The following is a 25905-nucleotide window of genomic DNA, read 5'->3' as shown; positions in this document are numbered from 1 at the left end:
TGTCGTAGTCGATGGCGCAACAGGCACGGCAGGGGGCGCCAGAGAGGTGCCCGAACGTCAGGAAACCGCGCTCCGCAGCCCCTGCAGGTCGATCTGCTCGGTCTCGTCGTGCGCCGTCAGGTCGATCACCTGACCGATGCCGACGCCGCGCGACTCCTCGTCCGCGGGCTTGAACTGCGCCTCGGCCTCCGCCTTGTGCAGCGCGAGCGCCTCCTGCCCGACGACGTCGGCGAGGTCCTCGTTCTGCACGGCGTCCAGCGCGGCCGAAGCCGTCTCCTTCTGGGTGCCGAAGAAGTCGAACCCGCCGGGGACAGCCGGCCTGCGCACGGGCGCGGTCGCCGGTACGACGGCCACCGCGGTCGGCACGGTGTAGTGCCCGAAACCGCGCACGGGCTTGGCGGGCTTCGCCTCGGCGGGGGTGGAGGAGGCGGCGCGCGTATGCCCGCGGGCCGCCTCGGGCTTCCCCATGGCCTCGTCCTCCAGCACGGCCTCCGCCTTGTCGGCGGCGGGGCCGTCGGTGACCTCGGGGATCTCCGGGGCCTCGGCGGTCATCTCCGCGATGCCCGGGGCCGGTTCGGCCTTCGCCGGAACCTCGTCGTCGAACCTGGCCAGTGCCGCCCGCGCCCGCAGGAACAGCGAGGAACCCTCCGGGGAGAAGATCGCCGATGCCGCCGGGCTCTCCTCCGGCTCCGCGCCGTCCACGTCGGCGGCGTCGTCGGCGGCGTCCGGGGTCTGCGCACCGACCGCGCCGAGCGCCGCCGACACCCCGGCCGCCGCCGCGTCCAGCGCCGCCGCGTCGGAGTCGACCTCGTCCGCCTCGCCCGCCTTGTTCGTCTTGTCCGCCGAATCCGTGGCCGCAGCCGACTTCACGTCGACGTCCGTATCCGTAGCCGCGTCCACGTCAACGTCCACATCCGCGTCCACGTCCGCGTCCTGAGCCGAGGTCTCCAGCTCCAGCAGTCGCCTGCCCTCCAGCGCGCTGGCCCGCTCGGTCTCCGCCGTGGCGTACCGCCGCAGCAGCGCCGCGTGCTCGTTGCGCAGCCCCTGGAGCTCGGCCCGCTTCGCGCGCAGCTTCTGCTCCAGTTTGACCCGCAGCTCGCGGGACTCCTCCAGGTCGGTCTCCAGCTCGGCGGCACGCTCCTCGTGGCGCCAGTCGTCACCGGCACGCGCGCGTGTGAGGTCGGCGACCTGCTTGCCCGCCTCGCCGTCCCAGCGGCGCATGACGGCCGCGCCCACGACCGTGATCGCCGCGGCGAACGCGGCAACCACCCGAAGGACGCCCGTATCCGTGAACACCCATGGTCCCAGGGCGCAGACGAGCGAGACGCCCGCGATCGCCGCAGGAGGCAGCAGCCGGTGCAGAGGTGGTGAATGGCGGTGACGTCCACGTGGCATGGCCAGAAACTTACCGCGCGTAGGCGAATCTTGGTGCCCCGCCCGGTAAAAACACAGCACCGCCGGACCCTTAACAGGCCTTGTCCCAGGCCTTGGGGTGTCAGCGCTCCGTCAGCCGCCCGCTCAGCCACTCCAGCGAGCCGGGGATCTCCCGCCGCCAGGTGTTGAAGTTGTGGCCGCCGCTCTCCAGGACGATCGTCGAGATCCTGGTCGGGGCCTTCGTCCTGACCAGGTCCACGAACCGCATCGTCGGGCCGTAGTTGGCCTCTCCGTGCTTGCTGGTGGTGACCAGCAGGGAGACGTCCGGCGGCGGCGTGTGCTTGATGTACCACTCCAGGTCCGCGTGACGCCTCAGCTTCCTGTCACCCTGGAAGAGGTCTCCCGTGGTGCCGTCGATCGGCGCCTTGTAGGACGGCGACAGGCCCACCGCCGCCGTGTACACGCCCGGGTGGTGCATCGCGAGCTTCAGCGCGCAGTAGCCGCCCGTCGAGTCGCCGATGATGCCCCAGCCGCCGGGCCTCGGCCCCACCCGGTAGTGGCCGGCGACGGCCGTCGGCAGGTCCCGGGCGAAGAACGTCTCCGTCTGCGGCCCGCCCGGCACGTCCACGCACTCGGTGTCCCGGGGCGGCGCCACGGTCGGCCGCAGCATCACCAGGATCATCGGCTGCGCCCTGCCCTCCGCCGCCAACTCGTGCGCGGTGTGCGGGAATTCGAGCTTGGTGACGAGAGCCTTGGCGGTCCCCGGATAGCCGGTCAGTACGACGACCACCGGGAAGGTGCGCTTCGCGTACTGCGGCTGGAAGTACTCCGGTGGCAGATAGACGTACGCCGGAGAGGTGATCCCCGTCTTCTTGCCGACGATGCCTATCTTCTGGATCTGGCCACCGACCCTGGGCAGATGACCGCCCGGCACGCTCACCGACTGGGTGGACAGCACCTGGAAGCCGCCGTGTGCCCCGGTGCTCTGCTCGACGACCACTCCCTGGTCGGTCTCCTTGCCCAGGAGGTCGTCCCAGGAGGCGTAAAAACCGAAACTCTGGTTGACGCCGAGACCGACCGACGCGAACACCGCGACCTGGGTGGCCAGCAGCAGCACCGTACGGCCGCCGACGGCCCGCCAGTTGCGGCGCGCCAGCCGGGGCCAGAACACGATCGTGCCGATGAACAGCAGTGCGGCGGCCAGGATCGCCAGCGCCAGCACTGTCTTGCTCGTGAGACCCATGACTGCAGTCGCCCACTCTCTTCGCCGGCGACGCGCGCGCTTCCTTCACTGCGGCTTGCCCCGGGCTTTGGATGTCCTTTGATACGGCTTTCCACGGGGGAGTGAACCTGTTCCCCTGAGACACCGTCCTAGAGGGCGCAATGTCGCCGGATGCCGGATTGGCTCCGGATTCCAGGTCTCTCGCAGAACTACGGGATGCGATGTCTGTCAGGATAGATGGGGAAATGTCGGGCGAGGTTCCGGGACGATCAAGCCGAGTACGGCGCATACTGCGCGGCCCGCGTCCCGAGGCCGTCCCCGCCGTCGTCGCCCGGGCCTGTGCGCTCGTGGGTCTGGTCGACATCGCCGCGGGAGTCTTCCCGCGCTTCAGGCACAGCCGGATGCACACGATCGCGGAGGTGCTGCCCGGCGCGCTCGGCCCGTTCGCCGCCGCGCTCTCGCTGAGCACCGGCGTCCTGCTGCTGCTCCTCGCGCACGGCCTCCGGCGCCGCAAGCGCCGCGCCTGGCGAGCCGCCGTGGCCCTGCTGCCGGCCGGCGCGGTGGCCCAGTTCACCTACCGGCACTCGCTCGTCGGGCTCGTCATCTCCGTACTCCTGCTGGTGGTGCTCCTGCGCCACCGCACCGAGTTCGAGGCGCTGCCCGACCCGCGCAGCCGCTGGCGCGCGCTCACCAACTTCGTGCTGATGAGCGCCGGTTCACTCGCGCTCGGGCTGGTCATAGTCAGCGCGCACGGCGACCGCATGTACGGCGACCCGAGCCTCGCCGACCGCATCACCCACGTGTTGTACGGCCTGTTCGGCTTCGAGGGCCCCGTCGACTACGACGGGCCCACCTCCTGGACCGTCGGCTACTCGCTCGGCGCCCTGGGCCTGCTCACCGCCATCACCACGATCTACCTCGCCTTGCGTCCCGAACACCCGGCCGCACACCTGACCGAGGAGGACGAGAACCGGCTGCGCGTCCTGCTCGACAAGCACGGCCGCCGCGACTCCCTCGGCCACTTCGCCCTGCGCCGCGACAAGGCGGTCGTCTTCTCCCCCAGCGGCAAGGCCGCCGTCACCTACCGGGTGGTGTCCGGCGTGATGCTCGCCAGCGGCGACCCGATCGGCGACGTCGAGGCCTGGCCCGGCGCCATCGAACGCTTCATGGACGAGGCCAAGGCCCACTCCTGGACCCCCGCCGTCATGGGCTGCTCCGAGACCGGCGGCGAGGTCTGGACCCGCGAGACCGGCCTCGACGCCCTCGAGCTGGGCGACGAGGCGGTGGTGGACGTCGCGGATTTCTCCCTCTCCGGGCGCGCGATGCGCAACGTGCGCCAGATGGTCAAGCGCATCGAACGCGCGGGCTACGAAACCCGGGTACGGCGCATCCGTGACCTCGGCGAGAACGAGCTGGAGCGCATCCGGCTCGCCGCCGAGGCCTGGCGGGGCACCGACACCGAACGCGGCTTCTCCATGGCCCTGGGCCGCATCGGCGACCCGGACGACGGCGACTGCCTGATCGCCACCGCACACAAGGCGGACGACCAGCCCGGCCCCTACGGCGACCTGAAGGCGATCCTGCACTTCGTGCCCTGGGGCACCGACGGCGTCTCCCTCGACCTCATGCGCCGCGACCGGGCAGCCGACCCCGGCATGAACGAACTGCTCATCGTGGCCGCCCTGGAGGCCGCTCCCCGCCTCGGCGTCGCGCGCGTCTCGCTCAACTTCGCCATGTTCCGCTCCGCGCTCGCCCGCGGCGAGAAGATCGGCGCCGGACCGGTCCTGCGTGCCTGGCGCGGCCTGCTCGTCTTCCTCTCCCGCTGGTTCCAGATCGAATCCCTGTACAAGTTCAACGCCAAGTTCCGCCCCCGCTGGGAACCCCGCTTCGTCGTCTACCGCACCTCCAGCGACCTCCCCCGCATCGGCCTCGCCGCCATGCAGGCGGAGGGCTTCGTCACCCTGGCCCTCCCCCGCGTCCTCCGCCGCCGCACCTCGACCCCACGCCCGTGCGCCCACGCGGTGAAGGACACAGGAAGAGTGCGCGCGGTGTGAGGCGGTGACGTGGAGGGCCCGCACATGTCTTTTTTTGTCGTTCAACCGAGCCGATCGACGGACCGAGACGGGTGGGTGGGAAACAAAAGGCCCGAGTCACAACGCACCCGCACTCACAGAACCCGCCCGACCGCCGGGGGCCTACGCTGAACGCATGAACAACCACAGCGGACGCGGCCGCGTCAGCGGCCTCCCGGCCTGGGACCGCTGCGCGGTCATGGGCGTCGTGAACGTGACCCCGGACTCCTTCTCCGACGGGGGCCGCTGGTTCGACACGACCAAAGCCGTCAAGCACGGCCTCGACCTGGTCACCGAGGGCGCCGACCTGGTGGACGTCGGCGGCGAGTCCACCCGCCCCGGTGCCACCCGCGTCGACGAGGCCGAGGAACTCAAGCGCGTCGTCCCCGTGGTCCGCGGCCTCGCCGCCGAGGGCGTCACCGTCTCCGTCGACACCATGCGCGCCTCGGTCGCCGAACAGGCGCTCGCGGCGGGCGCCGCACTCGTCAACGACGTCAGCGGCGGCCTCGCGGACCCCGCGATGATCCCGGTCGTCGCGAACGCGGGCGCCCCCTTCGTCGTCATGCACTGGCGCGGCTTCCTGGCGGGCGGCAACGTCAAGGGCGTGTACGAGGACGTCGTCTCCGAGGTCGTCGACGAACTCCACGCGCGCGTGGACGCCGTACTGGCAGGCGGTGTCGCCCCCGACCGGATCGTCGTCGACCCGGGTCTCGGCTTCTCCAAGGGGGCCGATCACGACCTCGCCCTCCTGGCCCACCTCGACCGCCTCCACGGCCTGGGTCACCCCCTCCTGGTCGCCGCCTCCCGGAAGCGGTTCCTGGGCCGCGTACTGGCCGGCCCCGAGGGCGCCCCGCCGCCCGCGCGGGAGCGCGACGCCGCCACCGCCGCCGTCTCCGCGCTCGCCGCCCAGCAGGGCGCCTGGGCGGTCCGCGTGCACGAGGTCCGCGCCACCGCCGACGCCGTACGGGTCGCCCGCGCGGTCGAGGAAGCCCGCGGCGCGGCAGCGGTCCGCAGCACCGAGGGAGCCCGGTGAGCGCGCCCCACACCGATGTCGAGCAGGTCGAACTCGCCAACACCGCCTTCTACGAGGCGCTGGAACAGGGCGACTTCGACGAGTTGTCCGCGCTCTGGCTCACCCCCGCCGACCTGGGCGTGGACGAGGAGTACCACGACCCTGCGGAGACCGGTGTGGTCTCCTGCGTGCACCCGGGCTGGCCGGTGCTGACCGGTCGTGGCGAGGTGCTCCGCTCGTACGCGCTGATCATGGCGAACACCGAGTACATCCAGTTCTTCCTGACCGATGTGCACGTCTCCGTCACCGGCGACACCGCCCTGGTGAGCTGCACCGAGAACATCCTCAGCGGCGGCCCGGCCCCCGAGGACAGCGACGAGCTGGGGCCGCTGGTCGGCCAGCTGGTCGTCGCCACCAACGTGTTCCGCCGCACCCCCGCCGGCTGGAAACTCTGGGCGCACCACGCCTCCCCGGTCCTCGCCGAGAGCGACGAGGACGACGAGAACGACGCGGGGGCCGACGACACACCCTCCTGACAGCGCCCTCCTGGGCCGAACGCGGCTGAACGCGGCCGAACGTGGTTGGAATCACGAACACCGGGTAAGTGCGGCTACCAACCCGTGAGCAGCCGTGTTCCCACGGGGAAACACTCGATGAACCCTCCTGGTCATCCCTTGGACCGGCCCCTCGCGGGGCGGGCACTGTCAGTGCTCACGGGTAGATTCGGAAGTGGCTGCCCGGGTCGACCGCACCCGGTCCGAAGCGGCCGCCAACGACGATTGCAGGAGTGATTCGCGTGGATCGTGTCGCGCTGCGCGGCCTGAGGGCCCGGGGACACCACGGTGTGTTCCCGCAGGAGCGGGAAGAGGGCCAGACCTTCGTCGTGGACCTCTCTCTCGGCCTGGACACCCGTCCGGCCGCCGCCGACGACGACCTGGCGAAAACCGTGCACTACGGCATCGTGGCGGAGGAGGTCGTGGCCGTCGTCGAGGGCGAGCCCGTCGACCTCATAGAGACGCTCGCCGAGCGCATCGCGCAGGTCTGTCTGAAGCACCAGGGGGTCCAGGAGGTCGAGGTGTGCGTCCACAAACCGGGCGCGCCGATCACGGTCCCCTTCGACGACGTGACCATCACCATCACCCGGAGCCGAGCATGACCACCTCGTTCACCGAGAGTCACAGCGACCCGACCGTCCAGCCGGTGCCCGCCTCCGTGGTGCGGCAGGTGGACGCCGCCGACACCACGCTGCACAACCCGCAACGCGCCGTCATCTCCCTCGGCTCGAACCTGGGCAACCGCCTGGAGACCCTCCAGGGGGCCATCGACGCCCTGGAGGACACCCCGGGCGTCCGCGTCAAGGCGGTCTCCCCCGTCTACGAGACAGCGCCGTGGGGCGTCCCGGCGGGCAGCCAGCCCTCGTACTTCAACGCGGTGGTCGTCCTGAAGACGACACTGCCCCCGTCCTCGCTCCTGGAGCGCGCCCACGCGGTCGAGGACGCCTTCCACCGCGTCCGCGAGGAGCGCTGGGGCGCGCGCACGATCGACGTCGACATCGTCGCGTATGCCGACGAGGTCTCCGACGACCCCGCTCTCACGCTCCCCCACCCGCGCGCCCACGAGCGGGCCTTCGTCCTCGCCCCCTGGCACGACGTGGACCCCCAGGCCCAGCTGCCCGGCCGCGGCCCGGTGGCCACGCTCCTGGAGGCCGTCGCCCTGGAAGGTGTCGCGCCCCGCGCCGACCTGGAACTCCAGCTGCCGGAATAGCCGTTAAGGTCATGACGACCGCAGGTCGGCGGTCCGGTCCGGGGAGCTGAAGGGGCACCGTGAGAGAGCTGCGCGTCAAGATGCTGGCCGGCGTGTTCGTCGTCGCCGGAGTGCTCTCCTGGGCGGGAGCCCGGCTGTGGAACACGGTGGGGACGCTTCCCAGCGTCCCGCTGGCCGCCCCCGTCGTCCTCGCCCTGATCGCCGTGGTCCTGCTGGCCACGGCCCTCTCCCTCCGCGCCCGTCTCAAGGCCCAGCGCGACCGGCGTCCCGGCGCCAAGGGCGTCGACCCCCTGATGGCCGCCCGCGCCGTCGTCTTCGGCCAGGCCAGCGCCCTGGTCGCCGCCCTGGTCGCCGGGATGTACGGCGGCACGGGCGCCTTCCTCCTGGAGTCCCTGGACATCCCGGCCCGCCGCGACCAGGCCATCTACGCCGGCTTCTCGGTCCTGGCGGGCATCGCCGTCATAGCGGCGGCCTTCTTCCTTGAACGGGTCTGCAAACTCCCGGAGGACGAGGACAACAACGCGGGCACGGCCCCGGCGGCGTAAGCGCTCCGCCGGATACACGGTTGTCGGCTGCGGGCCGACGGGGGCCGGTCACAGCCCCGCGCCCCCTACAGGCGTCGGTCCCGCCCGGCACGCGTCGACGAACCCGGAACCTCAGCGAGCCATTATCAGGCTCATCGCCTCAGCCCGGGTCGTGGCATCCCGAAGCTGCCCGCGCACCGCCGACGTCGTGGTCTTGGCACCGGGCTTTCGAATTCCGCGTACCGACATGCACATGTGCTCGGCCTCGATGACGACGATCGCGCCCCGTGCCTCCAGGATGCGCATGAGGGAGTCCGCGATCTGCGTGGTGAGACGTTCCTGCACCTGGGGGCGACGGGCGAACACCTCGACGAGGCGCGCCAGCTTCGAGAGGCCCGTGATCTTGCCCGTCTCGGCCGGGATGTAACCGACGTGCGCCACGCCGTGGAACGGCAGCAGATGATGTTCGCACAGGGACACGATTTCGATGTCCTTCACCAGGACCATCTCATCGTGCCCCAGATCGAACGTCGTCGTCAGAACGTCCTCGGGCTTCTGCCAGAGCCCCGCGAAGAGCTCCCGGTACGCCCGCGCCACCCGCCCCGGCGTCTCCTTCAACCCCTCGCGGTCCGGGTCCTCGCCGACTGCGATCAGGAGTTCGCGTACGGCGTTCTCGGCCCGCTTCTCGTCGAAGTCGCCGATCGTGCCCTCGCCGTCCAGCGTCACGGGGTCGGTCATCTGGTGCCTCGTTCCTGTCCCTGTCACGCGTGTGGACCACGCGTCGCACGTGCGGACATACCGAAATGCCGAAATGCCGCGTCCCCCAGGCTAGATCCTGGGGGACGCGGCATCCATTCCGGGCCCACTGACCGGGAGGGGCGGGAGAGCCGGGATCAGCTCTCGGCGCTGTCCTCCGGCACCGACTCCGTCGCGGGGACGGACTCGGTGGCTCCAGCCTTGGCGGTGATCGCCGGCGCCGAGCCGTTGGTCCCGTTCGTCAGCGACAGCTCCTTGGGGGAGAGCACCGGCGGGCGGGTGGACGGCGTACGGCGGGAGGAGCCGGTCCACGCGGGGCGGGCCGGGCGCTTGATGATGGGAGCGAAGACCTCGGCGATCTGCTCCTTGCTCAGCGTCTCCTTCTCCAGCAGTTCGAGCACCAGGGCGTCGAGGACGTCGCGGTTCTCGACCAGGATCTCCCAGGCCTCGTTGTGCGCGTTCTCGATGAGCTTCTTGACCTCTTCGTCGACGAGCGCGGCGACCTCTTCCGAGTAGTCGCGCGGATGCGACATCTCCCGGCCCAGGAAGGGCTCGGTGTTGTCGCCGCCGAACTTGATCGCGCCGAGGCGCTCGGTCATGCCGTACTGCGTGACCATCGCGCGGGCCGTTGCCGTGGCCTTCTCGATGTCGTTCGCAGCGCCCGTCGTCGGGTCGTGGAAGACCAGCTCCTCCGCCGCCCGGCCGCCCAGCATGTAGGCGAGCTGGTCGAGCATCTCGTTGCGGGTGGTGGAGTACTTGTCCTCGTCCGGGAGCACCATCGTGTAACCGAGGGCCCGGCCGCGCGACAAGATCGTGATCTTGTGGACCGGGTCGGAGTTCGGGGAAGCCGCCGCGACCAGGGCGTGGCCGCCCTCGTGGTACGCGGTGATCTTCTTTTCCTTCTCCGACATGATCCGGGTCCGCTTCTGCGGGCCCGCCACGACGCGGTCGATGGCCTCGTCGAGCGACGCGTTGTCGACCAGCTTCTTGTCACTGCGGGCGGTGAGCAGCGCGGCCTCGTTGAGGACGTTGCTCAGGTCCGCGCCGGTGAAGCCCGGCGTGCGACGGGCGACCGCCGACAGATCGACGTCCGGAGCGACCGGCTTGCCCTTCTGGTGAACCTTGAGGATCTCCAGACGGCCCAGCATGTCCGGACGGTCGACCGCGATCTGGCGGTCGAAACGGCCGGGACGCAGCAGCGCCGGGTCGAGGATGTCGGGACGGTTCGTGGCGGCGATGAGAATCACACCGCCCTTGACGTCGAAGCCGTCCATCTCGACGAGCAGCTGGTTGAGCGTCTGCTCGCGCTCGTCGTGACCGCCGCCGAGGCCGGCGCCGCGATGGCGGCCGACCGCGTCGATCTCGTCGACGAAGACGATCGCCGGGGCGTTCGCCTTGGCCTGCTCGAAGAGGTCACGGACCCGGGAGGCACCGACACCGACGAACATCTCGACGAAGTCGGAACCCGAGATCGAGTAGAACGGAACGCCCGCCTCGCCCGCGACAGCACGTGCGAGCAGCGTCTTGCCCGTACCGGGAGGCCCGTAGAGGAGCACACCCTTGGGGATCTTCGCGCCGACGGCCTGGAACTTGGCCGGCTCCTGCAGGAACTCCTTGATCTCGTGGAGTTCCTCGACCGCCTCGTCCGCGCCCGCCACGTCGGCGAACGTCGTCTTCGGGGTGTCCTTGGTGATGAGCTTGGCCTTGGACTTCCCGAACTGCATGACCCGGGAGCCGCCGCCCTGCATCTGGTTCATCAGGAACAGGAACACGACGACGATGAGAACGAAGGGGAGCAGCGACAGCAGAATGCCGACGAAAGCGTTCTGCTTGGTCGGAGCGACCGTGTAGCCGTCCGGAATCTGCTTGTTCTGGTATTTGTCCTGGAGAGTGTTCGCCAGGTTGACGCCCTGATCGCCGATGTAGCTCGCCTGGATCTTCGAGCTGCCCTCGACCTTCTGGCCGTCCTTGAGCTGGACCTTGATGACCTGCTCGTCACCGGTGGTGATCTTGGCCTGCTCGACCTTGTTGTCGTTGATCGCCTGGACGACCTGGCCTGTGTCCACCGTCTTGTAGCCGCCGGACGAGCCGACGACCTGCATCAACACGACCACGGCAAGGACGGCCAGCACGATCCACATGACCGGCCCACGGAAGTATCGCTTCACGTCCATCCATACGGAGCGGTGCCGCCCCGTCCCTCCTGCCATAGTGAGTTTGACAAAGACTGTTCTAAAGACTGCTCTTCGGACGGTACCCCAGCATTGTCACCCGAAGGCGCACGGGCTGGCTGGCAACACCGTCCACGCATGCTCCAACGGCGGGAAGGCCGCCCGGGTTCCCGAACGTCCCACAGGACTCGCCCTTTGGCTCAGCGGCCTCGGGACTCAGCCGCCGTAGACGTGGGGCGCGAGCGTACCGACGAACGGAAGGTTGCGGTACTTCTCCGCGTAGTCGAGGCCGTAGCCGATCACGAACTCGTTGGGGATGTCGAAGCCGACCCACTCCACGTCGATGGCGACCTTCGCGGCCTCCGGCTTGCGCAGCAGGGTGCAGATCTTCAGCGACTCGGGCTCGCGGGAGCCGAGGTTGGAGATCAGCCAGGACAGGGTCAGCCCCGAGTCGATGATGTCCTCGACGATGAGGACGTGCTTGCCCTTGATGTCGGTGTCGAGGTCCTTGAGGATCCGCACCACACCGGAGGACTGGGTGCCCGCGCCGTACGACGACACGGCCATCCAGTCCATGGTGAGAGGGGTGGACAACGCCCGGGCCAGGTCGGCCATGACCATCACGGCGCCCTTGAGGACACCGACGATCAGCAGGTCCTTGCCCGCGTACTCCGCGTCGATCTTCGCGGCCAGCTCGACCAGCTTCGCGTCGATCTCTTCCTTGGTGATGAGTACCGACTTGAGGTCGGCACCCATGTCTTTCGCGTCCACCCGCATCACTTTCGGTTGCCCGTCGCCATTCGCCCGGCTCGCCGACCCCTGCCGCGCCCCGAAGGGGGGTGAGATTCAGCCTTGCCGAATCACCAGTCTGCCACCCTGCCGCTGGGCGACGACCCGGCCGGGGAGATTGATGGCTCCCTGGCCTCGCCAGCCGGTGATCAGCCGGTCGACTTCCTCGATGTGGCGGGCGAACAGCGAACCGGCCGGAGCGCCCGCCTCGATGGCGGCGCTGCGCAGGATGCGGCGGCGTACGGCGGGCGGCAGGGCGTACAGCTTGGCGCACTCCAGGAGGCCCGCGGTGTCCCGTACGGAGGCCTCGGCCTGGCGGGCCCAGGTGTCGAGGGCGTCGGCGTCGTCGCGGGAGAGCTGGGCCGTGCGGGCGAGGGCCTCGACGACGCCCTTGCCGAGGGCCTTCTCCAGGGCGGGCAGTCCCTCGTGGCGCAGCCGGGACCGGGTGTAGGCCGGGTCGGCGTTGTGCGGGTCGTCCCAGACCGGGAGGGACTGGACCATGCACGCCTTGCGGGCGGTCTGCCGGTCGAGCTGGAGGAAGGGCCGGCGGTAACGGTCGGGAGCCCCCGGCCGCCCGGAGACGGCCGCCATCCCGGACAGGGAGCGGATGCCGGAGCCGCGGGCGAGGCCCAGCAGCACCGTCTCGGCCTGGTCGTCGCGGGTGTGGCCGAGGAGGACCGCGGTGGCGCCGTGGCGCTCGGCGGCGGCGTCCAGGGCGCCGTACCGGGCGTCGCGCGCGGCGGCCTCGGGGCCGCCCTCACGGCCGACAGCGACGGCGATCGACTCGACCGGGGCGAGGCCGAGTTCGGTCAGGCGCAGGACGACCTCGTCGGCGCGGAGGTCGGAGCCGGGCTGCAGACGGTGGTCGACGGTGACGCCACCGGCGCGCAGACCGAGTTTGGGCGCTTCGAACGCGAGAGCGGAGGCGAGCGCCATGGAGTCGGCGCCGCCGGAGCACGCCACGAGGACGAGCGGGGCGGACTCGCCGGGGGGGGTGGGGCCGGGGAGGAGGCTGTTGGGCGGGTTGTTGGCGGTCAGGATGTCGTGGAGAGCGCGGCGAACCGCCAGGCGTATCGCCGCGACCGCAGGATGGGGACCCATGTCCGGTTCCCTTCATGAAGTTTTCGGGGGGTGAGCCGACTTCGGTCACTCAGAGTGTGTAGATGGTGACAGAAACGGGGCGTTCCCCGAGCATTGCACGCCTACCCATGCTCCACGGTCCCTCGGACGGGTGATTGAAGGGGCGTTCACCTGCCGTCGGCCGGATTCGTTCACCACGTACCCGAAGGGCTCACTGGTCCGCCTTGCGGTGCACCCGCGCGACCCAGTCCGCCGGTTTGGCGATCTCCGCCTTCGTAGGAAGGGTGTTCGGAGAGGTCCACACCCGGTTGAAGCCGTCCATACCGACCTGGTCGACGACGGCCCTGACGAACCGTTCGCCGTCCCGGTACTGCCTGAGTTTGGCGTCCAGACCGAGCAGCTTGCGCAGCGCGAGGTCCAGCCGTGAGGCACCCTTGGCCCGCCGCTGCTGGAATTTCTCCCGGATCTCGGCGACGGAGGGCACCACCGCGGGACCCACTCCGTCCATCACGAAGTCGGCGTGCCCCTCCAGGAGGGACATGACCGCGGTGAGCCGGCCGAGGATCTCCCGCTGGGCCGGCGTCTGGACCAACTCCACCAGGGAACGCCCGCCGTCGTCCTCCTCGCCCTCCGGCCGGCCGCCCGCGAGGGACTGCGCGGCCTCCCTGATGCGCTCCAGGAACGTCATGGGGTCGACCTCCGTCTCCCCCAAGAACGACTGGATTTCGCCCTCCAGGTGGTCCCGCAGCCAGGGCACTCCCGTGAACTGGGTCCGGTGCGTCTCCTCGTGCAGACACACCCAGAGCCTGAAGTCGTGGGGCTGTACGTCGAGTTCGCGCTCCACGTGGACGATGTTCGGCGCGACGAGGAGCAGCCGGCCGCCGCCGTTCGCGCCCGCCGGGAGTTCGCGGGTGGCCGGGGCGAAGGTCTCGTACTGGCCGAGGACGCGGGACGACAGGAACGACAGCAGCATCCCCAGTTCGACGCCGGTGACCTTGCCGCCGACCGCGCCGAGGACGGCTCCGCCCGGTGAACTCCCGCGCCGCTCCCCCATCTTGTCCAGCAGGGGTTTGAGCACCTCACGGAACCCGGCGACGTTCGCCCGTACCCAGCCGGGGCGGTCGACGACGAGTACGGGGGTGTCGTGGGCGGCGTCGCCTCCCATCCGGGTGAAGCCCCGGACGTGCTCCTCCGAGGCCTTCGCGTGCCGGCGCAGCTCCGCGACGATGGCCCGGGCCTCGTCACGGCTCACTTCGGGTCCCGGCCGTACCAGCCGGGTCGCGGTCGCCACCGCGAGATTCCAGTCGACCATCCCAGCAGATGCGGCACCACCGATGCTCGTCATGCGTCAACGGTACGTGAGGGGTCCCTCCGGGGGCAGGGCAGTGAGGTTGGCAGGGGTGAGGTCTGTTGGGTCGGCACCCGGCGTTGCAGGCTGTGCCCACCCTCCCCCAGTCTCGGCTTCGCTCGACCGGGGGGACCCCCATCGCCCCAGCGGAACGACTGCCCACAGCACCTATCCGCAGCCGCAGGATGCCAATGCCGTCGCCGTGCGGTCCAGGGCCGCCTGGGCCTCCGCCTTGCTGGTGGTGTCGGAGGCCAGGAAGGCGAAGGCCAGGAGGCGGCCGTCGCGGTCGACGACCGTGCCCGCCAGGGCGTTCACCCCGGTCAGGGTGCCTGTCTTGGCCCGTACGACACCCGCCGCGCCGTCCGTGTAGCGGGCGCTCAGGGTGCCCGTGAAGCCTGCCACCGGGAGGCCGGTGAGGGCCGCCCGGAGTTCGGGGTGGACCGGGTCGGCGGCCTTGGCCAGGAGGGCCGTGAGGAGGTTCGGGGTGAGGAGGTCGGCGCGGTTCAGGCCGCTGCCGTCGGCGAAGCGGGCGCCGGACATGGGCAGGCCCAGCTTCTTCAGTTGGGCGTGGATCGCCTTGGCACCGCCCGCGAAGTCGGGCCGGACGCCCGTGGCGAGCGCGGTCTGACGGGCGAGGGCCTCCGCGAGGTCGTTGTCGCTGTTGGTCAGCATGCGCTCGACGAGGGCGGAGAGCGGCGGCGAGGAGACCTTCGCGAGGGTGGTCGCACGGCCCGTGGCCTTGGACGGGCCGGGGGAGGTCGTCCTGATGCCGTGCTTCGCCAGCAGGGTCGCGAAGGTGCGGGCCGCGTCCGCCGCCGGCACGGTGCTGCGGTCGGCCGTTCCACTGGTCGAGTCGTTCGTGCGGGCCTCGTCGGCCATCAGGGCGGTGACCGGGGCGAGGTTGCCGCCGTTGTCGGCCCCGATCGGGTGGAGTTCCGGGCCCGCGTAGAGCGTGGTGTCGTACGACAGCGTCACCTGGCGTACGCCGCGCTTCGCGAGGGCGGCGGCCGTCGAGTCCGCCAGGGTGCGCAGGCTCGCCCAGCCCTCCGGGTCCTTACGTGCCGTCAGGGTGGGGTCGCCGCCGCCGACCAGGATGAGTTCGTCGGTGTCGGGCTCCAGGGCGGCCCGGGTGGTGAGTCGGTGGTCGGCGCCCATCGCGGAGAGCGCGGCGACGGCCGTGGCGATCTTCGTGGTCGAGGCGGGGACGAGCGCCTCGCCGGCCCCCAGGCCGTACAGGCGCTTCCCGGTGGCCACGTCGACGACGGCGGCCGTCCGGCGGGTGCCGAGCGCGGGGTTCTTCAGCAGCGGGTCCAGCACGGCCGCGAGGGTCCTTCCGGCGGGCGCCGCCCGCACGGTGCCGGTGGCACTGCCGAGGCCCGTCAGCACGGAGGGGGCGCTCGGGGCGGGTGCGGGCGCCCCGGCCGACGTACCCGAGGTGGCGGACGTGTCGGACGTACCGGAATTACGACCGTGATCTGTGCCACCGGATCGCTCCTGGACCGCCGCCCAGTCCCGCTCGGCCGTACGCTGACCGGAGGAGTCCCAGGGGCCGGCGACGGTCACCACGCCGGCGGTCAACGCCAGTCCGGCGGTGGCGGCGCCCGCGGTGTACTGCCAGGTCCGCAGGGGCTTCGGCAGCGACAGCGAGAGAGCCGTCGGGGTCTTCGGCCTCGGGAGAGCGGCGAGCCCGGGGCCGACGGCCTGTGTGATCCGCGCGACCCGCGGTTTCACGGCGGCTGTGGCCCGTCCGGCTCTTTCGAGGTGTGGCCTGACTGTCGCCGCCGCTCGTTCGAGTTGCGGTTTCACGGCCGCTTTTGCCCGTCCGAGCTGGGGTTTCACCGTTGCCGTGGCCCGGGTGAGACGGGGTCCCACGGTTCGCGCGAGCCGCGCCACCCGCGGCCTCGCGGCCCGCCAAGGCCTCAGCTCCGGCACGACCACCAGCCCCTTTCGCGATCACACACCTGCGTGAGGGACACTTAACCACCAGAACTATGTGTTGATCATGGAGGAGTCACCGGTGGAGTTCGACGTCACGATCGAGATTCCGAAGGGTTCACGGAACAAGTACGAGGTGGACCACGAGACCGGTCGGATCCGTCTGGACCGTCGCCTCTTCACCTCGACCAGCTACCCGGCCGACTACGGCTTCGTCGAGAACACCCTCGGCGAGGACGGCGACCCGCTGGACGCGCTGGTCATCCTGGACGAGCCGACCTTCCCCGGCTGCCTCATCCAGTGCCGCACGATCGGCATGTTCCGGATGACGGACGAGGCCGGCGGCGACGACAAGCTGCTGTGCGTGCCCGCGCACGACCCGCGCGTGGAGCACCTGCGGGACATCCACCACGTGTCGGAGTTCGACCGTCTGGAGATCCAGCACTTCTTCGAGGTCTACAAGGACCTGGAGCCCGGCAAGTCCGTCGAGGGCGCCAACTGGGTGGGCCGCGCGGACGCCGAGGCGGAGATCGAGCGGTCGTACAAGCGCCTCAAGGAGCAGGGTGGCCACTGAGGTCCCCGGACCCTGTCACGCCGAGCGGGCCGCACGCGTGCGCGTGCGGCCCGTTCGTGTGTCTGTGCGCATACTGAGGGGCGTACAAGAGGGGCACGTGCAGGGAGCGATACGGAGTGACGGACGAGGCTCGCAAGCCGGCATCGGACGAGGCCAGGAGTGTCTACGCGGTTCCCCTCGTAGGCGGGGCTTCCGGCGGTGGTGACGGGGAGTCGTCCACCACCTCCGAGTTCGCGCTCCCCGAGGGGATGGCCCCGCCCAGGTCCACCGTCGGTGAGGCCGAGACCACCTCCGAGTTCGCCCTGCCGGACGGGCTCGACGTGCCGCAGCCGCCCGGCGGTGACGCCGGTGGACCGGCCTCGGCCTTCGACACTCCGCGTACGTACCGGGCGCCCGCGTTCACTCCGCCCCTGGGCATCCCGGTGGTGAGTCTCGCCGAGGACGTGCCCTGGCAGGACCGGATGCGCACGATGCTGCGGATGCCGGTGGCCGAGCGGCCCGCGCCGGAACGGCCGCAGAAGGCGGCCGAGGAGGACGGACCGGCCGTCCCGCGCGTGCTCGACCTGACGCTGCGCATCGGTGAGCTGCTGCTCGCGGGCGGCGAGGGTGCCGAGGACGTGGAGGCGGCCATGTTCGCCGTCTGCCGGTCCTACGGCCTCGACCGCTGCGAGCCGACCGTCACCTTCACCCTGCTGTCGATCTCGTACCAGCCCTCGCTCGTCGAGGATCCGGTGACGGCGTCACGGACGGTCCGGCGCCGGGGCACCGACTACACGCGCCTGGCGGCCGTCTACCGGCTTGTGGACGACCTGAGCGACCCGGAGACCGCCACGTCTCTGGAAGAGGCTTACAGGCGCCTCGCGGAGATCCGGCGGAACCGGCACCCGTATCCCGGCTGGGGGCTCACCGTGGCCGCCGGGCTGCTCGCGGGCGCGGCCTCCGTGCTCGTCGGCGGTGACCTGGTCGTGTTCGTGGCGGCGGCGCTCGGCGCGATGCTGGGCGACCGGCTGGCGTGGCTGTGCGCGGGGCGCGGGCTGCCGGAGTTCTACCAGTTCACGGTGGCCGCGATGCCGCCGGCCGCGATCGGGGTCGCGCTGACGGCCGCGCACGTGGACGTGAAGGCGTCCGCCGTGATCACCGGCGGGCTGTTCGCGCTGCTGCCCGGACGGGCGCTGGTGGCCGGGGTGCAGGACGGGCTGACCGGGTTCTACATCACCGCGTCCGCCCGTCTGCTGGAGGTCATGTACTTCTTCGTCGGCATCGTCGTCGGGGTGCTGCTGATCCTGTACTTCGGCGTGAAACTGGGCGCCGAGCTCAATCCGGACGTGGCTCTCGGGAGTACGCCACGGCCCCTGTGGCAGATCGGCGCGTCCATGCTGCTGTCGCTGACCTTCGCGGTCATGCTCCAGCAGGAACGTTCCACCGTGCTCATCGTGACGCTCAACGGCGGTGTGGCGTGGAGCGTGTACGGCGCGATGCGCTACACCGGGGACTTCTCGCCGGTGGCCTCGACGGCCGTCGCGGCGGGGCTGGTGGGGCTGTTCGGGCAGCTGCTGTCGCGGTACCGGTACGCGTCGGCCCTGCCGTACACGACGGCCGCGATCGGGCCCCTGCTGCCCGGGTCGGCCACGTATTTCGGGCTGTTGTCGATCGCGCAGAACGACATGGACGCGGGGTTGGTGTCTCTGGCGAAGGCCGCGGCGCTGGCGATGGCGATCGCCATCGGGGTGAATCTGGGGTCGGAGATCTCGCGGCTGTTCCTGAGGGTGCCGAGCGGCTCCACCAGGGGCAGGCGGGCCGCCAAGCGGACGCGGGGGTTTTAGCTCCGGGTGCGTTCGCCTGGCGTTGGGCGCCGGGGAGCCCGCGCCCCTGGATGTCTGGCCAGGCCGTCGGTTCCGCGCCGTCAGTTCTGCGGGTAACCGTTGTTGTTCTGGTTGCTGTACGGGTACTGCTGCTGGTCCTGCTGGTAGCCCTGGGGGTACTGCTGGGCGTAGGGCTGCTGGCCGTAGTACTGGTCGTGGCCCTGGTGCTGGTCGTAGCCCTGGTTCTGGTCGTACTGCTGCTGGGGGTACTCGTCCTGCTGCTGGGCCGGGGGGATACGGCGGAGCTGGGTTGTCGCGTCGTCCATCGGGGCCGGCGGGTACTGCTGCTGGGCCGGGGGCTCGGGCTGCTGGGGCGGGTTCTTCCTGGCCTTGCCGCGGGCCCGGGCGAACTCGATGATGATCGGGACGACCGAGACGAGGACGATCAGCAGCAGGATCGGTTCGATGTTCTTCTTGACGAAGGCGATGTTGCCGAGCCAGGAGCCGAGCAGGGTGACGCCCGCGCCCCAGAGGACGCCGCCGATGACGTTGAAGGTCAGGAACGAGCGGTACTTCATGCCGCTGACGCCGGCGATGATCGGCGTGAACGTGCGCACGATGGGCACGAAGCGGGCCAGGATCAGGGACTTCGGGCCGTACTTCTCGAAGAACTCGTGCGCCTTGACGACGTTCTCCTGCTTGAAGAGGCGGGAGTCCGGTCGGTTGAAGAGCGACGGGCCGACCTTCTTGCCGAACATGTAGCCCGCCTGGTCGCCGAGGACCGCGGCGAGGCAGATGAGGGCGACCGCTCCCCACAGGGGGAAGTCCAGCGTGCCCGCGGTGATCAGCAGGCCCGCCGTGAACAGCAGCGAGTCGCCCGGCAGGAAGAAGCCGATGAGCAGACCGGACTCGGCGAACACGATCAGGAGCAGGCCCCAGATGCCGAACTGGTCCAACAGGTAGTCCGGATCCAGCCAGCTCGGTCCGAGGGCAAGCGTCGTCACTGTTCCGGGCTCCTGAGGCTTGGCAGAGATGAGTGCGGAAGATGGGTGCAGAAGTCGAGTGGGGCCAAAGCTATCAACGCAAGGTGACCCCTCCAGGTTCCCTCAGCTTCCATGCGCCACTCCGGGGTGCGCTGTGCGGGAACTGGGACCACCCTGTGAGGTTATGGGCATCGAAGAGTACGGCGGCGGCCAGGGACCTCAGTCCGACGTCCTGGTCGTGACGACGAACGACATCCCCGGCTACCGGGTCGAGCAGGTCATCGGTGAGGTCTTCGGGCTGACCGTGCGGTCGCGGCATCTCGGCAGCCAGATCGGGGCCGGGCTGAAGTCGATGATCGGCGGTGAGCTGAAGGGGCTGACGAAGACTCTCGTCGAGACCCGCAACCAGGCCATGGACCGTCTGATCGAGCAGGCACGCACGCGTGGCGCCAACGGTGTGCTGGCCTTCCGGTTCGACGTGACCGAGGCCGCGGACGTGGGCACGGAGGTGTGCGCGTACGGGACCGCGGTGGTCCTGGCCCGGGAGTGACCCACCATCCACACCCGGGCCAGGGGGCTATGCGTCGTGCCGGGCCGCGTTCGCCGTGACCGCCTCCCGGAGGTGTTCGGCGAGGCCCGGGCGCATGGAGTCGTAGAACTCCTTGAAGCGCTCGTCGGAGACGTACATGTCGGCGAGGCCCCGGTGGATCTCGTACGTGCATTCGTAGAACCACTTGGTGATGTGCTGCCGGTGTTCCTCGGCCATGGTCATGGCCGCCTCACCGGCCGGGGGCTCGCCGGCGGCCATCAGGGCGTCGTAGCGCTCGCCCCAGGAGGCCACCTCCGCCTGCATGCGCTGCCAGTCGTCCTTCGTGTACGTGGCCGCGCGGCGCTGCGACTCCGCGTACGTCTCCGTGCCGCCCCAGCGGCGCTCGGCCTCCTCGGCGTGTGCCTCCGGGTCCTTGTCGCCGAAGACCTCGAACTTCTCCTCGGGCGTGAGGTTGATGCCCATTCTGCGTGCCTCCATGGCGTGCTCCACGGCCGCCGCCATCTGCTGGAGCCGTTCGATCCGGGCGGTCAGCAGCTCGTGCTGACGGCGCAGCCGCGCGCGCGGATCCGCCTTCGGGTCGTCCAGCAGGGCGGCGACCTCTTCGAGGGGGAAGCCGAGCTCCCGGTAGAACAGGATCTGCTGCAGCCGGTCGAGATCGGCGTCGTCGTAGCGCCGGTGGCCCGCGTGGCTGCGTCCGCCCGGCACGAGGAGGCCGATCTCGTCGTAGTGGTGCAGGGTGCGCACCGTGACGCCGGCGAAACCGGCGACCTGTCCCACGCTGTAGCTCACTTCCGCTCCCTTGTCGGTTCGCGCTCCACACTGCTTCCTCACGCGGCGTGAGGTGCAAGCCTTGCGGCCCCGGCCTACCGTCGTACGCATGCCACTGCACCGCGGGGACAGCGAAACACCTGACGACAAGGGCGACGGGCGCAGGCTCGCCGTCAACCCCTTCTACGGGGAGGCCAATCCGGTCGGCGGTATGACCGAGGCCCCGCCCACGCACCGGCTCGGGCAGGCCCCGCTGCCGCCGTCGACGGCGTACCAGCTCGTGCACGACGAACTGATGCTCGACGGCAACTCGCGGCTCAACCTGGCCACCTTCGTCACCACCTGGATGGAGCCGCAGGCCGGCGTCCTGATGGGCGAGTGCCGGGACAAGAACATGATCGACAAGGACGAGTACCCGCGCACGGCCGAGCTGGAGCGGCGCTGCGTGGCGATGCTCGCCGACCTGTGGAACGCGCCCGATCCGGCCGCCGCCGTGGGCTGTTCGACCACCGGTTCGAGCGAGGCGTGCATGCTCGCCGGGATGGCGCTGAAGCGGCGGTGGGCCGCGCGCAACGCCGACCGGTATCCGGGGCGGGACGTGCGGCCGAACCTCGTCATGGGCGTCAACGTGCAGGTCTGCTGGGACAAGTTCTGCAACTTCTGGGAGGTGGAGGCGCGCCAGGTGCCCATGGAGGGCGACCGGTTCCATCTCGATCCGCAGGCGGCTGCCGACCTGTGCGACGAGAACACCATCGGGGTCGTCGGGATCCTCGGGTCCACCTTCGACGGGTCCTACGAGCCGGTCGCGGAGCTGTGCGCGGCCCTGGACGCCCTCCAGGGGCGCACCGGGCTCGACATCCCCGTGCACGTCGACGGGGCGTCGGGGGCCATGGTGGCGCCGTTCCTGGACGAGGACCTGGTGTGGGACTTCCGGCTGCCGCGCGTGGCCTCCATCAACACCTCCGGGCACAAGTACGGGCTGGTCTATCCGGGCGTCGGCTGGGCGCTGTGGCGGGACAAGGAGGCCCTCCCCGAGGAGCTCGTCTTCAGCGTCAACTACCTGGGCGGCGACATGCCGACGTTCGCCCTCAACTTCTCGCGCCCCGGGGCCCAGGTGGTCGCGCAGTACTACACGTTCCTGCGGCTGGGCCGGGACGGCTACCGGGCGGTGCAGCAGTCCACGCGGGACGTGGCGCGTTCCCTCGCCGGGCGGATCGAGGAGCTGGGCGACTTCCGGCTCCTCACCCGGGGCGACGAGCTGCCCGTGTTCGCCTTCACGACAGGGGCGGACGTGACCGCGTACGACGTCTTCGACGTCTCGCGGCGGCTGCGTGAGCGCGGCTGGCTGGTGCCCGCGTACACCTTCCCGGAGAACCGGCAGGACCTGTCCGTACTGCGGGTCGTGTGCCGCAACGGCTTCTCCGCGGACCTCGCGGAGCTGTTCCTGGAGGACCTGGAGCGGCTGCTGCCCGAACTGCGCCGGCAGTCGCGCCCGTCGACCCACGACAAGGACGCGGCCACCGGTTTCCATCACTGACGGCCCGCCCGTCGGCGGTGCGGAGTCAGCGGCTCGGCCGCCCGCACCGCCGTGCCGTCAGCTCGCGCCCCCGGATGCGACACACCCGTCGCGTACGGGTTCCCCTCGCCCTCGGCCAGGACACCGACGAACGGTTCGCCCTACCTCGCGAAGGTGTACGCGCCGCCCTCGATCCGTCGTCCGTCTTCTGGTCGTACGAGGTCAGGGCCTCGCGCGGCAGGCGCAGGAACTCGTGGGTGCTCTGGTTGGTGCGAGCCGGGCTTGGGGTTGGACCACTCGTGCGCGCCCCAGTACTCCAGGTCGCCCCGCACCTGGTGGCCGTGGGCCCGCCCGGGCCGGCGGACCGCACCGAGCCCGAGGAGACGGATCGCCGGCACACGGTCCGCGGTGGGCCCCGGGGGTCAGGAGGCCTGCTCCCGGGCGACCAGCTCGAAGGCCGTGGCGCCGTCCAGGGACTCACGGATGATGTCGGCGTGACCGGCGTGCCGGGCGGTCTCGCGGATCAGGTGCAGCGCCAGCCAGCGCATCGAGACACTGGCCTGGGGCGGGAACCAGGGGTCCGGCGGGAGGTCGAAGGTGTCGTCGAGGCTCGGTACGGAACGCAGGAACGCCTCGGTCTCGGCGGCGACCTTCTCCCAGTACGCGAGCTGCGAGGCGACGGTCTCCCCCTCGACGAGGACGAAACACTCGTGCCAGTTCGACTCGTCCCGCTTGACGGCCGGCGCCTCCCCCTTGGCCCGCGCGATCCAGCCCTGCTCGACCTCGGCGACATGCTTGAGCAGCCCGGAGAGGGACAGCTCACTGGCACTGGGTCGTGAGGCCGCCTGCTCCTCTGTCAGTCCCAGCAACGCCCGCCTGATACCGCCGCGCTGCTCCTCGATGAAGGAGAGAAGCGCTCCGAGCTCGTCGCCGGGTGCTTCGGAGGAGACGTGAGTGACCATGGTGGCCGCCTTTCATCGGGTCGTGCGGGCGTTTCTGCCTGACACCGATGAAGTTACGGGGGCTTGCGGTCAGGTTCTGTCCGCAAGCCCCCGGGGTCACCCAAGAGGTTCTACGAGGTTGAGCGGGTGGTCTAGAACGGGAAGAGGCTCCGCCCGTGCTGGACCGAGATCCACTTCTGGGTCGTGAACGCCTCCACCGTCGCCTCGCCGTTCAGGCGGCCGATGCCCGAGGACTTCTCGCCGCCGAAGGCGACCAGGGGCTCGTCGTGGACCGTGCCGTCGTTGACGTGGAACATGCCCGTGTCGATCTGCTTGGCGAAGGCGATGCCCCGCTCGACGTCGGCCGTGTGGACGGCGCCGCTGAGGCCGTACGGCGTGTTGTTGACGAGGCGGACCGCCTCCCCCTCGCCGTCGAAGGGGACGAGGAGGGCCACCGGGCCGAAGATCTCCTGCTGGAGGAGGGGCGAGTCGGCGGGGAGGTCGGTCAGGATCGAGGGCTCGACCAGGTTGTCCGTCGTCGTGCCGTGGAGCAGAGCTGTCGCGCCCTCCTCCAGTGCCCGACGCACCACGCCCGAAATCGCCTCCGCCTGGGAGGAGTTGATCACCGGGCCGATGACCGTCTCGGGGTCGTTCGGGTCGCCGACCTTCAGGGACCTCACCTTGGTCACGAACTTCTCGGTGAACTCGGCGGCGATCGAACGGTCCACCAGGACACGGTTCGCGGCCATGCAGACCTGGCCCTGATGGACGTACCGGCTGAAGACCGCGGCATCGACCGCGTAGTCGATGTCCGCGTCGTCCAGGACCACCAGGGCGCTGTTGCCGCCGAGTTCGAGGACCACGTTCTTGAAGAGGGGGGCGCAGACGGCGGCGACGTGGCGGCCGACGGCGTCCGAGCCGGTGAAGGAGATGACCTTCGGGACCGGGTGCTCGATGAACGCGTCGCCGATCTCCGCTATGTCCGTGATGACGACGTTCAGGAGGCCGGGCGGCAGGCCCGCGTCCTCGAAGATCTTCGCGACCAGGGAGCCGCCGACGACCGGGGTGTCCTGGTGCGGCTTGAGGACGACGCCGTTGCCGAGCGCCAGCGCCGGGGCGACCGACTTCAGCGAGAGGAGGAAGGGGAAGTTGAAGGGGCTGATCACGCCCACCACGCCCACCGGGACGCGGTAGACACGATTCTCCTTGCCGTCGACCGGCGACGGGATGATCCGGCCCTCGGGGGTCAGTGCCAGGCGGATCGACTCGCGCAGGAACTCCTTGGCGAGGTGCAGTTCGAAGCCGGCCTTGAGGTGCGTGCCGCCGAGTTCGGCGATGATCGCCGCGGCGATCTCCGGCTCCCGGTCCTCGATGACGCGCAGGGCCTTCTCGAAGACCGCGCGACGGGCGTACGGGTTGGTCGCGGCCCATTCCTTCTGGGCCGCGGCGGCGGCGCGGTACGCCTCGTCGACCTCGTCCACCGTGGCGATCGTGATCGAGGCGAGCTTCTCGCCGTTGTACGGGTTGAAGTCGATGATGTCCCAGGAGCCGGTGCCCGGGCGCCACTCACCGCCGATGTACTGCTGCGCGAGGTCGGTGAAGTAGTACTCAAGCGATGGCATGCGATCCCTCAATCCCTCAATCCCGTATCACGGTCTGATCACACGTCATCGTACGTGCGTCCGAAGGGAGTTGGGAGATGATCAGGGACCCTGGTTACGAGAGTTGCAGCAGGCCCCTCAGCAGGTCCCGGCTCTCGTCAGGACCGGGGCTGTCCTGCTGCAACTCCTTCATCGCCTTCTCGTACTGGGTGACGTCCTCGGCCTTGTCCAGGTACAGCGCGCTGGTGAGCTGCTCCAGGAAGATCACGTCGGACAGGTCGGACTCCGGGAAGCTCAGGATCGTGAACGCGCCGCTCTCGCCCGAGTGTCCGCCGAAGCCGAACGGCATGATCTGCAGCCGTACGTTGGGCCGCTCGGAGATCTCGATCAGGTGCTGGAGCTGGCCGCGCATCACCTCGCGGTCGCCGTACGGGCGGCGCAGCGCGGCCTCGTCCAGGACGACGTGGAACTCCGGGCCGCCGGTGGTCAGGAGGTACTTCTGCCGCTCCATGCGCAGGGCGACGCGGCGCTCGATGTCGGCGGGGCTCGCGCCCTTCATGCCGCGTTCGACGACCGCACGCGCGTACGCCGCGGTCTGCAGCAGACCGTGCACGAACTGCACCTCGTAGGCGCGGATCAGCGATGCCGCGCCCTCCAGACCCACGTAGGTGGGGAACCAGTTGGGCAGGACGTCCGAGTAACTGTGCCACCAGCCCGCGACGTTGGCCTCCCTGGCGAGGGAGAGGAGCGCGTTGCGCTCGGCCTCCTCGTTGACGCCGTACAGCGTCAGCAGGTCCTCGACGTCACGTGTCTTGAAGCTCACCCGGCCCAGCTCCATACGACTGATCTTCGATTCGGACGCGCGGATCGAGTAACCCGCCGCCTCTCGCGTGATGCCCCGCGCCTCACGCAGTCGCCTCAGGTGTGATCCGAGCAACATGCGCCGCACCACCGATCCCGGCTCTCCCGCGCTCACGTTCGTCACCCTCCCCAACCTCTCCAGGGGCCGCAGTCTGCCACTAAAACACTCCGAGCAGTACTCGTTCGGTTACTCAAATGGGAAGACGTCAGAGCGTACGCACAGGCAGGGGCAAGGGGAAGACCGGCCAGAGGTGGAAAGTTG

General features: G+C 70.2%; 23 protein-coding genes and 1 pseudogene. 10 read left to right on the top strand and 14 right to left on the bottom strand.

Going from position 1 to position 25905, the window contains the following annotated elements; all coding sequences use genetic code 11:
• Window positions 1–57: 57 nt before the first annotated feature.
• Window positions 58–1395 carry a hypothetical protein gene (locus ACW4TU_RS26050; RefSeq protein ID WP_457417196.1) on the bottom strand — a complete coding sequence of 446 codons (1338 nt, stop codon included), beginning with the start codon at window positions 1393–1395 and terminating at the stop codon, window positions 58–60.
• Between the two features lie 100 nt (window positions 1396–1495).
• A complete protein-coding gene (locus tag ACW4TU_RS26045) occupies window positions 1496–2617 on the bottom strand; it encodes an alpha/beta hydrolase (protein WP_457417195.1) in 1122 nt (373 codons plus the stop codon).
• Window positions 2618–2841: 224 nt separating this feature from the next.
• On the opposite strand from ACW4TU_RS26045, the gene ACW4TU_RS26040 reads away from it, so the two are divergent.
• The 6 genes from ACW4TU_RS26040 (at window position 2842) to ACW4TU_RS26015 (ending at window position 7989) form a co-directional block, all read left to right on the top strand.
• Entirely contained in the window at window positions 2842–4650 is a 1809-nt protein-coding gene (locus ACW4TU_RS26040; RefSeq protein WP_457417194.1) for a phosphatidylglycerol lysyltransferase domain-containing protein, read from the top strand.
• Between the two features lie 154 nt (window positions 4651–4804).
• Window positions 4805–5701: a dihydropteroate synthase gene (gene folP / locus ACW4TU_RS26035; RefSeq protein ID WP_457417193.1), complete on the top strand. Its 897-nt coding sequence runs from the start codon at window positions 4805–4807 to the stop codon at window positions 5699–5701.
• A complete protein-coding gene (locus ACW4TU_RS26030) occupies window positions 5698–6216 on the top strand; it encodes a nuclear transport factor 2 family protein (protein WP_457417192.1) in 519 nt (172 codons plus the stop codon). The genes folP and ACW4TU_RS26030 overlap by 4 nt, the downstream gene beginning before the upstream one ends.
• 260 nt (window positions 6217–6476) lie before the next feature.
• The gene (folB, locus tag ACW4TU_RS26025; protein WP_164321915.1) at window positions 6477–6836 is read left to right on the top strand and encodes a dihydroneopterin aldolase; all 360 of its coding nucleotides are present in this window, start codon (window positions 6477–6479) and stop codon (window positions 6834–6836) included.
• The gene (folK, locus tag ACW4TU_RS26020) at window positions 6833–7444 is read left to right on the top strand and encodes a 2-amino-4-hydroxy-6-hydroxymethyldihydropteridine diphosphokinase (protein ID WP_457417191.1); all 612 of its coding nucleotides are present in this window, start codon (window positions 6833–6835) and stop codon (window positions 7442–7444) included. The genes folB and folK overlap by 4 nt, the downstream gene beginning before the upstream one ends.
• A 59-nt stretch (window positions 7445–7503) precedes the next feature.
• Window positions 7504–7989, top strand: a complete 486-nt coding sequence (locus ACW4TU_RS26015) for a DUF3180 domain-containing protein (protein ID WP_457417190.1) — start codon at window positions 7504–7506, stop codon at window positions 7987–7989.
• Window positions 7990–8100: 111 nt separating this feature from the next.
• On the opposite strand, the gene folE is transcribed toward ACW4TU_RS26015, so the two are convergent.
• The 6 genes from folE to dacB form a co-directional block, all read right to left on the bottom strand.
• On the bottom strand, window positions 8101–8706 hold the full coding sequence (folE, locus tag ACW4TU_RS26010) for a GTP cyclohydrolase I FolE (protein WP_457417189.1): 606 nt from the start codon (window positions 8704–8706) through the stop codon (window positions 8101–8103).
• Window positions 8707–8861: 155 nt separating this feature from the next.
• Window positions 8862–10898, bottom strand: coding sequence for an ATP-dependent zinc metalloprotease FtsH (gene ftsH / locus ACW4TU_RS26005; protein ID WP_457417188.1), 2037 nt, complete (start codon window positions 10896–10898; stop codon window positions 8862–8864).
• Between the two features lie 213 nt (window positions 10899–11111).
• Window positions 11112–11672 carry a hypoxanthine phosphoribosyltransferase gene (hpt, locus tag ACW4TU_RS26000; protein ID WP_044471976.1) on the bottom strand — a complete coding sequence of 187 codons (561 nt, stop codon included), beginning with the start codon at window positions 11670–11672 and terminating at the stop codon, window positions 11112–11114.
• A 69-nt stretch (window positions 11673–11741) separates the two neighbouring features.
• Window positions 11742–12785, bottom strand: coding sequence for a tRNA lysidine(34) synthetase TilS (gene tilS, locus ACW4TU_RS25995; RefSeq protein WP_457417187.1), 1044 nt, complete (start codon window positions 12783–12785; stop codon window positions 11742–11744).
• Between the two features lie 190 nt (window positions 12786–12975).
• Window positions 12976–14109: a zinc-dependent metalloprotease gene (locus ACW4TU_RS25990; protein ID WP_457417186.1), complete on the bottom strand. Its 1134-nt coding sequence runs from the start codon at window positions 14107–14109 to the stop codon at window positions 12976–12978.
• Window positions 14110–14280: 171 nt separating this feature from the next.
• Window positions 14281–16050 carry a D-alanyl-D-alanine carboxypeptidase/D-alanyl-D-alanine endopeptidase gene (dacB, locus tag ACW4TU_RS25985; protein ID WP_457417185.1) on the bottom strand — a complete coding sequence of 590 codons (1770 nt, stop codon included), beginning with the start codon at window positions 16048–16050 and terminating at the stop codon, window positions 14281–14283.
• A 79-nt stretch (window positions 16051–16129) separates the two neighbouring features.
• On the opposite strand from dacB, the gene ACW4TU_RS25980 reads away from it, so the two are divergent.
• Both ACW4TU_RS25980 and ACW4TU_RS25975 read left to right on the top strand, forming a co-directional pair.
• Window positions 16130–16621 (top strand): inorganic diphosphatase, encoded by a 492-nt coding sequence (locus tag ACW4TU_RS25980; protein ID WP_164412192.1) that lies wholly within the window; start codon window positions 16130–16132, stop codon window positions 16619–16621.
• A gap of 116 nt (window positions 16622–16737) precedes the next feature.
• Entirely contained in the window at window positions 16738–18444 is a 1707-nt protein-coding gene (locus ACW4TU_RS25975) for a threonine/serine exporter family protein (protein WP_457417184.1), read from the top strand.
• Between the two features lie 80 nt (window positions 18445–18524).
• On the opposite strand, the gene ACW4TU_RS25970 is transcribed toward ACW4TU_RS25975, so the two are convergent.
• On the bottom strand, window positions 18525–19427 hold the full coding sequence (locus ACW4TU_RS25970; RefSeq protein WP_457417183.1) for a DedA family protein: 903 nt from the start codon (window positions 19425–19427) through the stop codon (window positions 18525–18527).
• 163 nt (window positions 19428–19590) lie between these two features.
• Here ACW4TU_RS25970 and ACW4TU_RS25965 point away from each other — a divergent pair, with 163 nt between their 5' ends.
• Window positions 19591–19956, top strand: a complete 366-nt coding sequence (locus ACW4TU_RS25965) for a YbjQ family protein (RefSeq protein ID WP_457417182.1) — start codon at window positions 19591–19593, stop codon at window positions 19954–19956.
• Window positions 19957–19983: 27 nt separating this feature from the next.
• On the opposite strand, the gene ACW4TU_RS25960 is transcribed toward ACW4TU_RS25965, so the two are convergent.
• Window positions 19984–20745 (bottom strand): MerR family transcriptional regulator, encoded by a 762-nt coding sequence (locus tag ACW4TU_RS25960; RefSeq protein WP_457417181.1) that lies wholly within the window; start codon window positions 20743–20745, stop codon window positions 19984–19986.
• Window positions 20746–20833: 88 nt separating this feature from the next.
• Between ACW4TU_RS25960 and gad the strand changes: the two genes are divergently transcribed.
• Entirely contained in the window at window positions 20834–22261 is a 1428-nt protein-coding gene (gene gad / locus ACW4TU_RS25955) for a glutamate decarboxylase (RefSeq protein ID WP_457417180.1), read from the top strand.
• 68 nt (window positions 22262–22329) lie between these two features.
• On the opposite strand, the pseudogene ACW4TU_RS25950 reads toward gad, so the two are convergent.
• The 4 genes and pseudogenes from ACW4TU_RS25950 to ACW4TU_RS25935 all read right to left on the bottom strand — a co-directional run.
• Window positions 22330–22638, bottom strand: a pseudogene (locus tag ACW4TU_RS25950) (hypothetical protein); the annotation flags it as partial.
• A 24-nt stretch (window positions 22639–22662) separates the two neighbouring features.
• Entirely contained in the window at window positions 22663–23202 is a 540-nt protein-coding gene (locus ACW4TU_RS25945) for a DinB family protein (protein WP_457417179.1), read from the bottom strand.
• Between the two features lie 131 nt (window positions 23203–23333).
• On the bottom strand, window positions 23334–24803 hold the full coding sequence (locus ACW4TU_RS25940; RefSeq protein WP_457417178.1) for an aldehyde dehydrogenase family protein: 1470 nt from the start codon (window positions 24801–24803) through the stop codon (window positions 23334–23336).
• A 94-nt stretch (window positions 24804–24897) separates the two neighbouring features.
• Window positions 24898–25722, bottom strand: a complete 825-nt coding sequence (locus ACW4TU_RS25935) for a helix-turn-helix domain-containing protein (RefSeq protein WP_457417177.1) — start codon at window positions 25720–25722, stop codon at window positions 24898–24900.
• Window positions 25723–25905 lie beyond the last annotated feature (183 nt).

It is taken from the genome of Streptomyces kryoterrae (assembly GCF_054072135.1).
The sequence above is the reverse complement of the archived record's forward strand: the minus strand, read 5'-3'. Positions and strand labels throughout refer to the sequence as shown.

Coding starts and splice junctions, on each gene's coding strand:
- ACW4TU_RS26050 (WP_457417196.1), bottom strand. CDS start 1,395: ATGCCACGTGGACGTCACCGCCATTCACCACCTCTGCACCGGCTGCTG.
- ACW4TU_RS26045 (WP_457417195.1), bottom strand. CDS start 2,617: ATGGGTCTCACGAGCAAGACAGTGCTGGCGCTGGCGATCCTGGCCGCC.
- ACW4TU_RS26040 (WP_457417194.1), top strand. CDS start 2,842: ATGTCGGGCGAGGTTCCGGGACGATCAAGCCGAGTACGGCGCATACTG.
- folP (WP_457417193.1), top strand. CDS start 4,805: ATGAACAACCACAGCGGACGCGGCCGCGTCAGCGGCCTCCCGGCCTGG.
- folK (WP_457417191.1), top strand. CDS start 6,833: ATGACCACCTCGTTCACCGAGAGTCACAGCGACCCGACCGTCCAGCCG.
- folE (WP_457417189.1), bottom strand. CDS start 8,706: ATGACCGACCCCGTGACGCTGGACGGCGAGGGCACGATCGGCGACTTC.
- ftsH (WP_457417188.1), bottom strand. CDS start 10,898: ATGGACGTGAAGCGATACTTCCGTGGGCCGGTCATGTGGATCGTGCTG.
- hpt (WP_044471976.1), bottom strand. CDS start 11,672: ATGCGGGTGGACGCGAAAGACATGGGTGCCGACCTCAAGTCGGTACTC.
- tilS (WP_457417187.1), bottom strand. CDS start 12,785: ATGGGTCCCCATCCTGCGGTCGCGGCGATACGCCTGGCGGTTCGCCGC.
- ACW4TU_RS25990 (WP_457417186.1), bottom strand. CDS start 14,109: ATGACGAGCATCGGTGGTGCCGCATCTGCTGGGATGGTCGACTGGAAT.
- ACW4TU_RS25965 (WP_457417182.1), top strand. CDS start 19,591: ATGGGCATCGAAGAGTACGGCGGCGGCCAGGGACCTCAGTCCGACGTC.
- gad (WP_457417180.1), top strand. CDS start 20,834: ATGCCACTGCACCGCGGGGACAGCGAAACACCTGACGACAAGGGCGAC.
- ACW4TU_RS25945 (WP_457417179.1), bottom strand. CDS start 23,202: ATGGTCACTCACGTCTCCTCCGAAGCACCCGGCGACGAGCTCGGAGCG.
- ACW4TU_RS25940 (WP_457417178.1), bottom strand. CDS start 24,803: ATGCCATCGCTTGAGTACTACTTCACCGACCTCGCGCAGCAGTACATC.
- ACW4TU_RS25935 (WP_457417177.1), bottom strand. CDS start 25,722: ATGTTGCTCGGATCACACCTGAGGCGACTGCGTGAGGCGCGGGGCATC.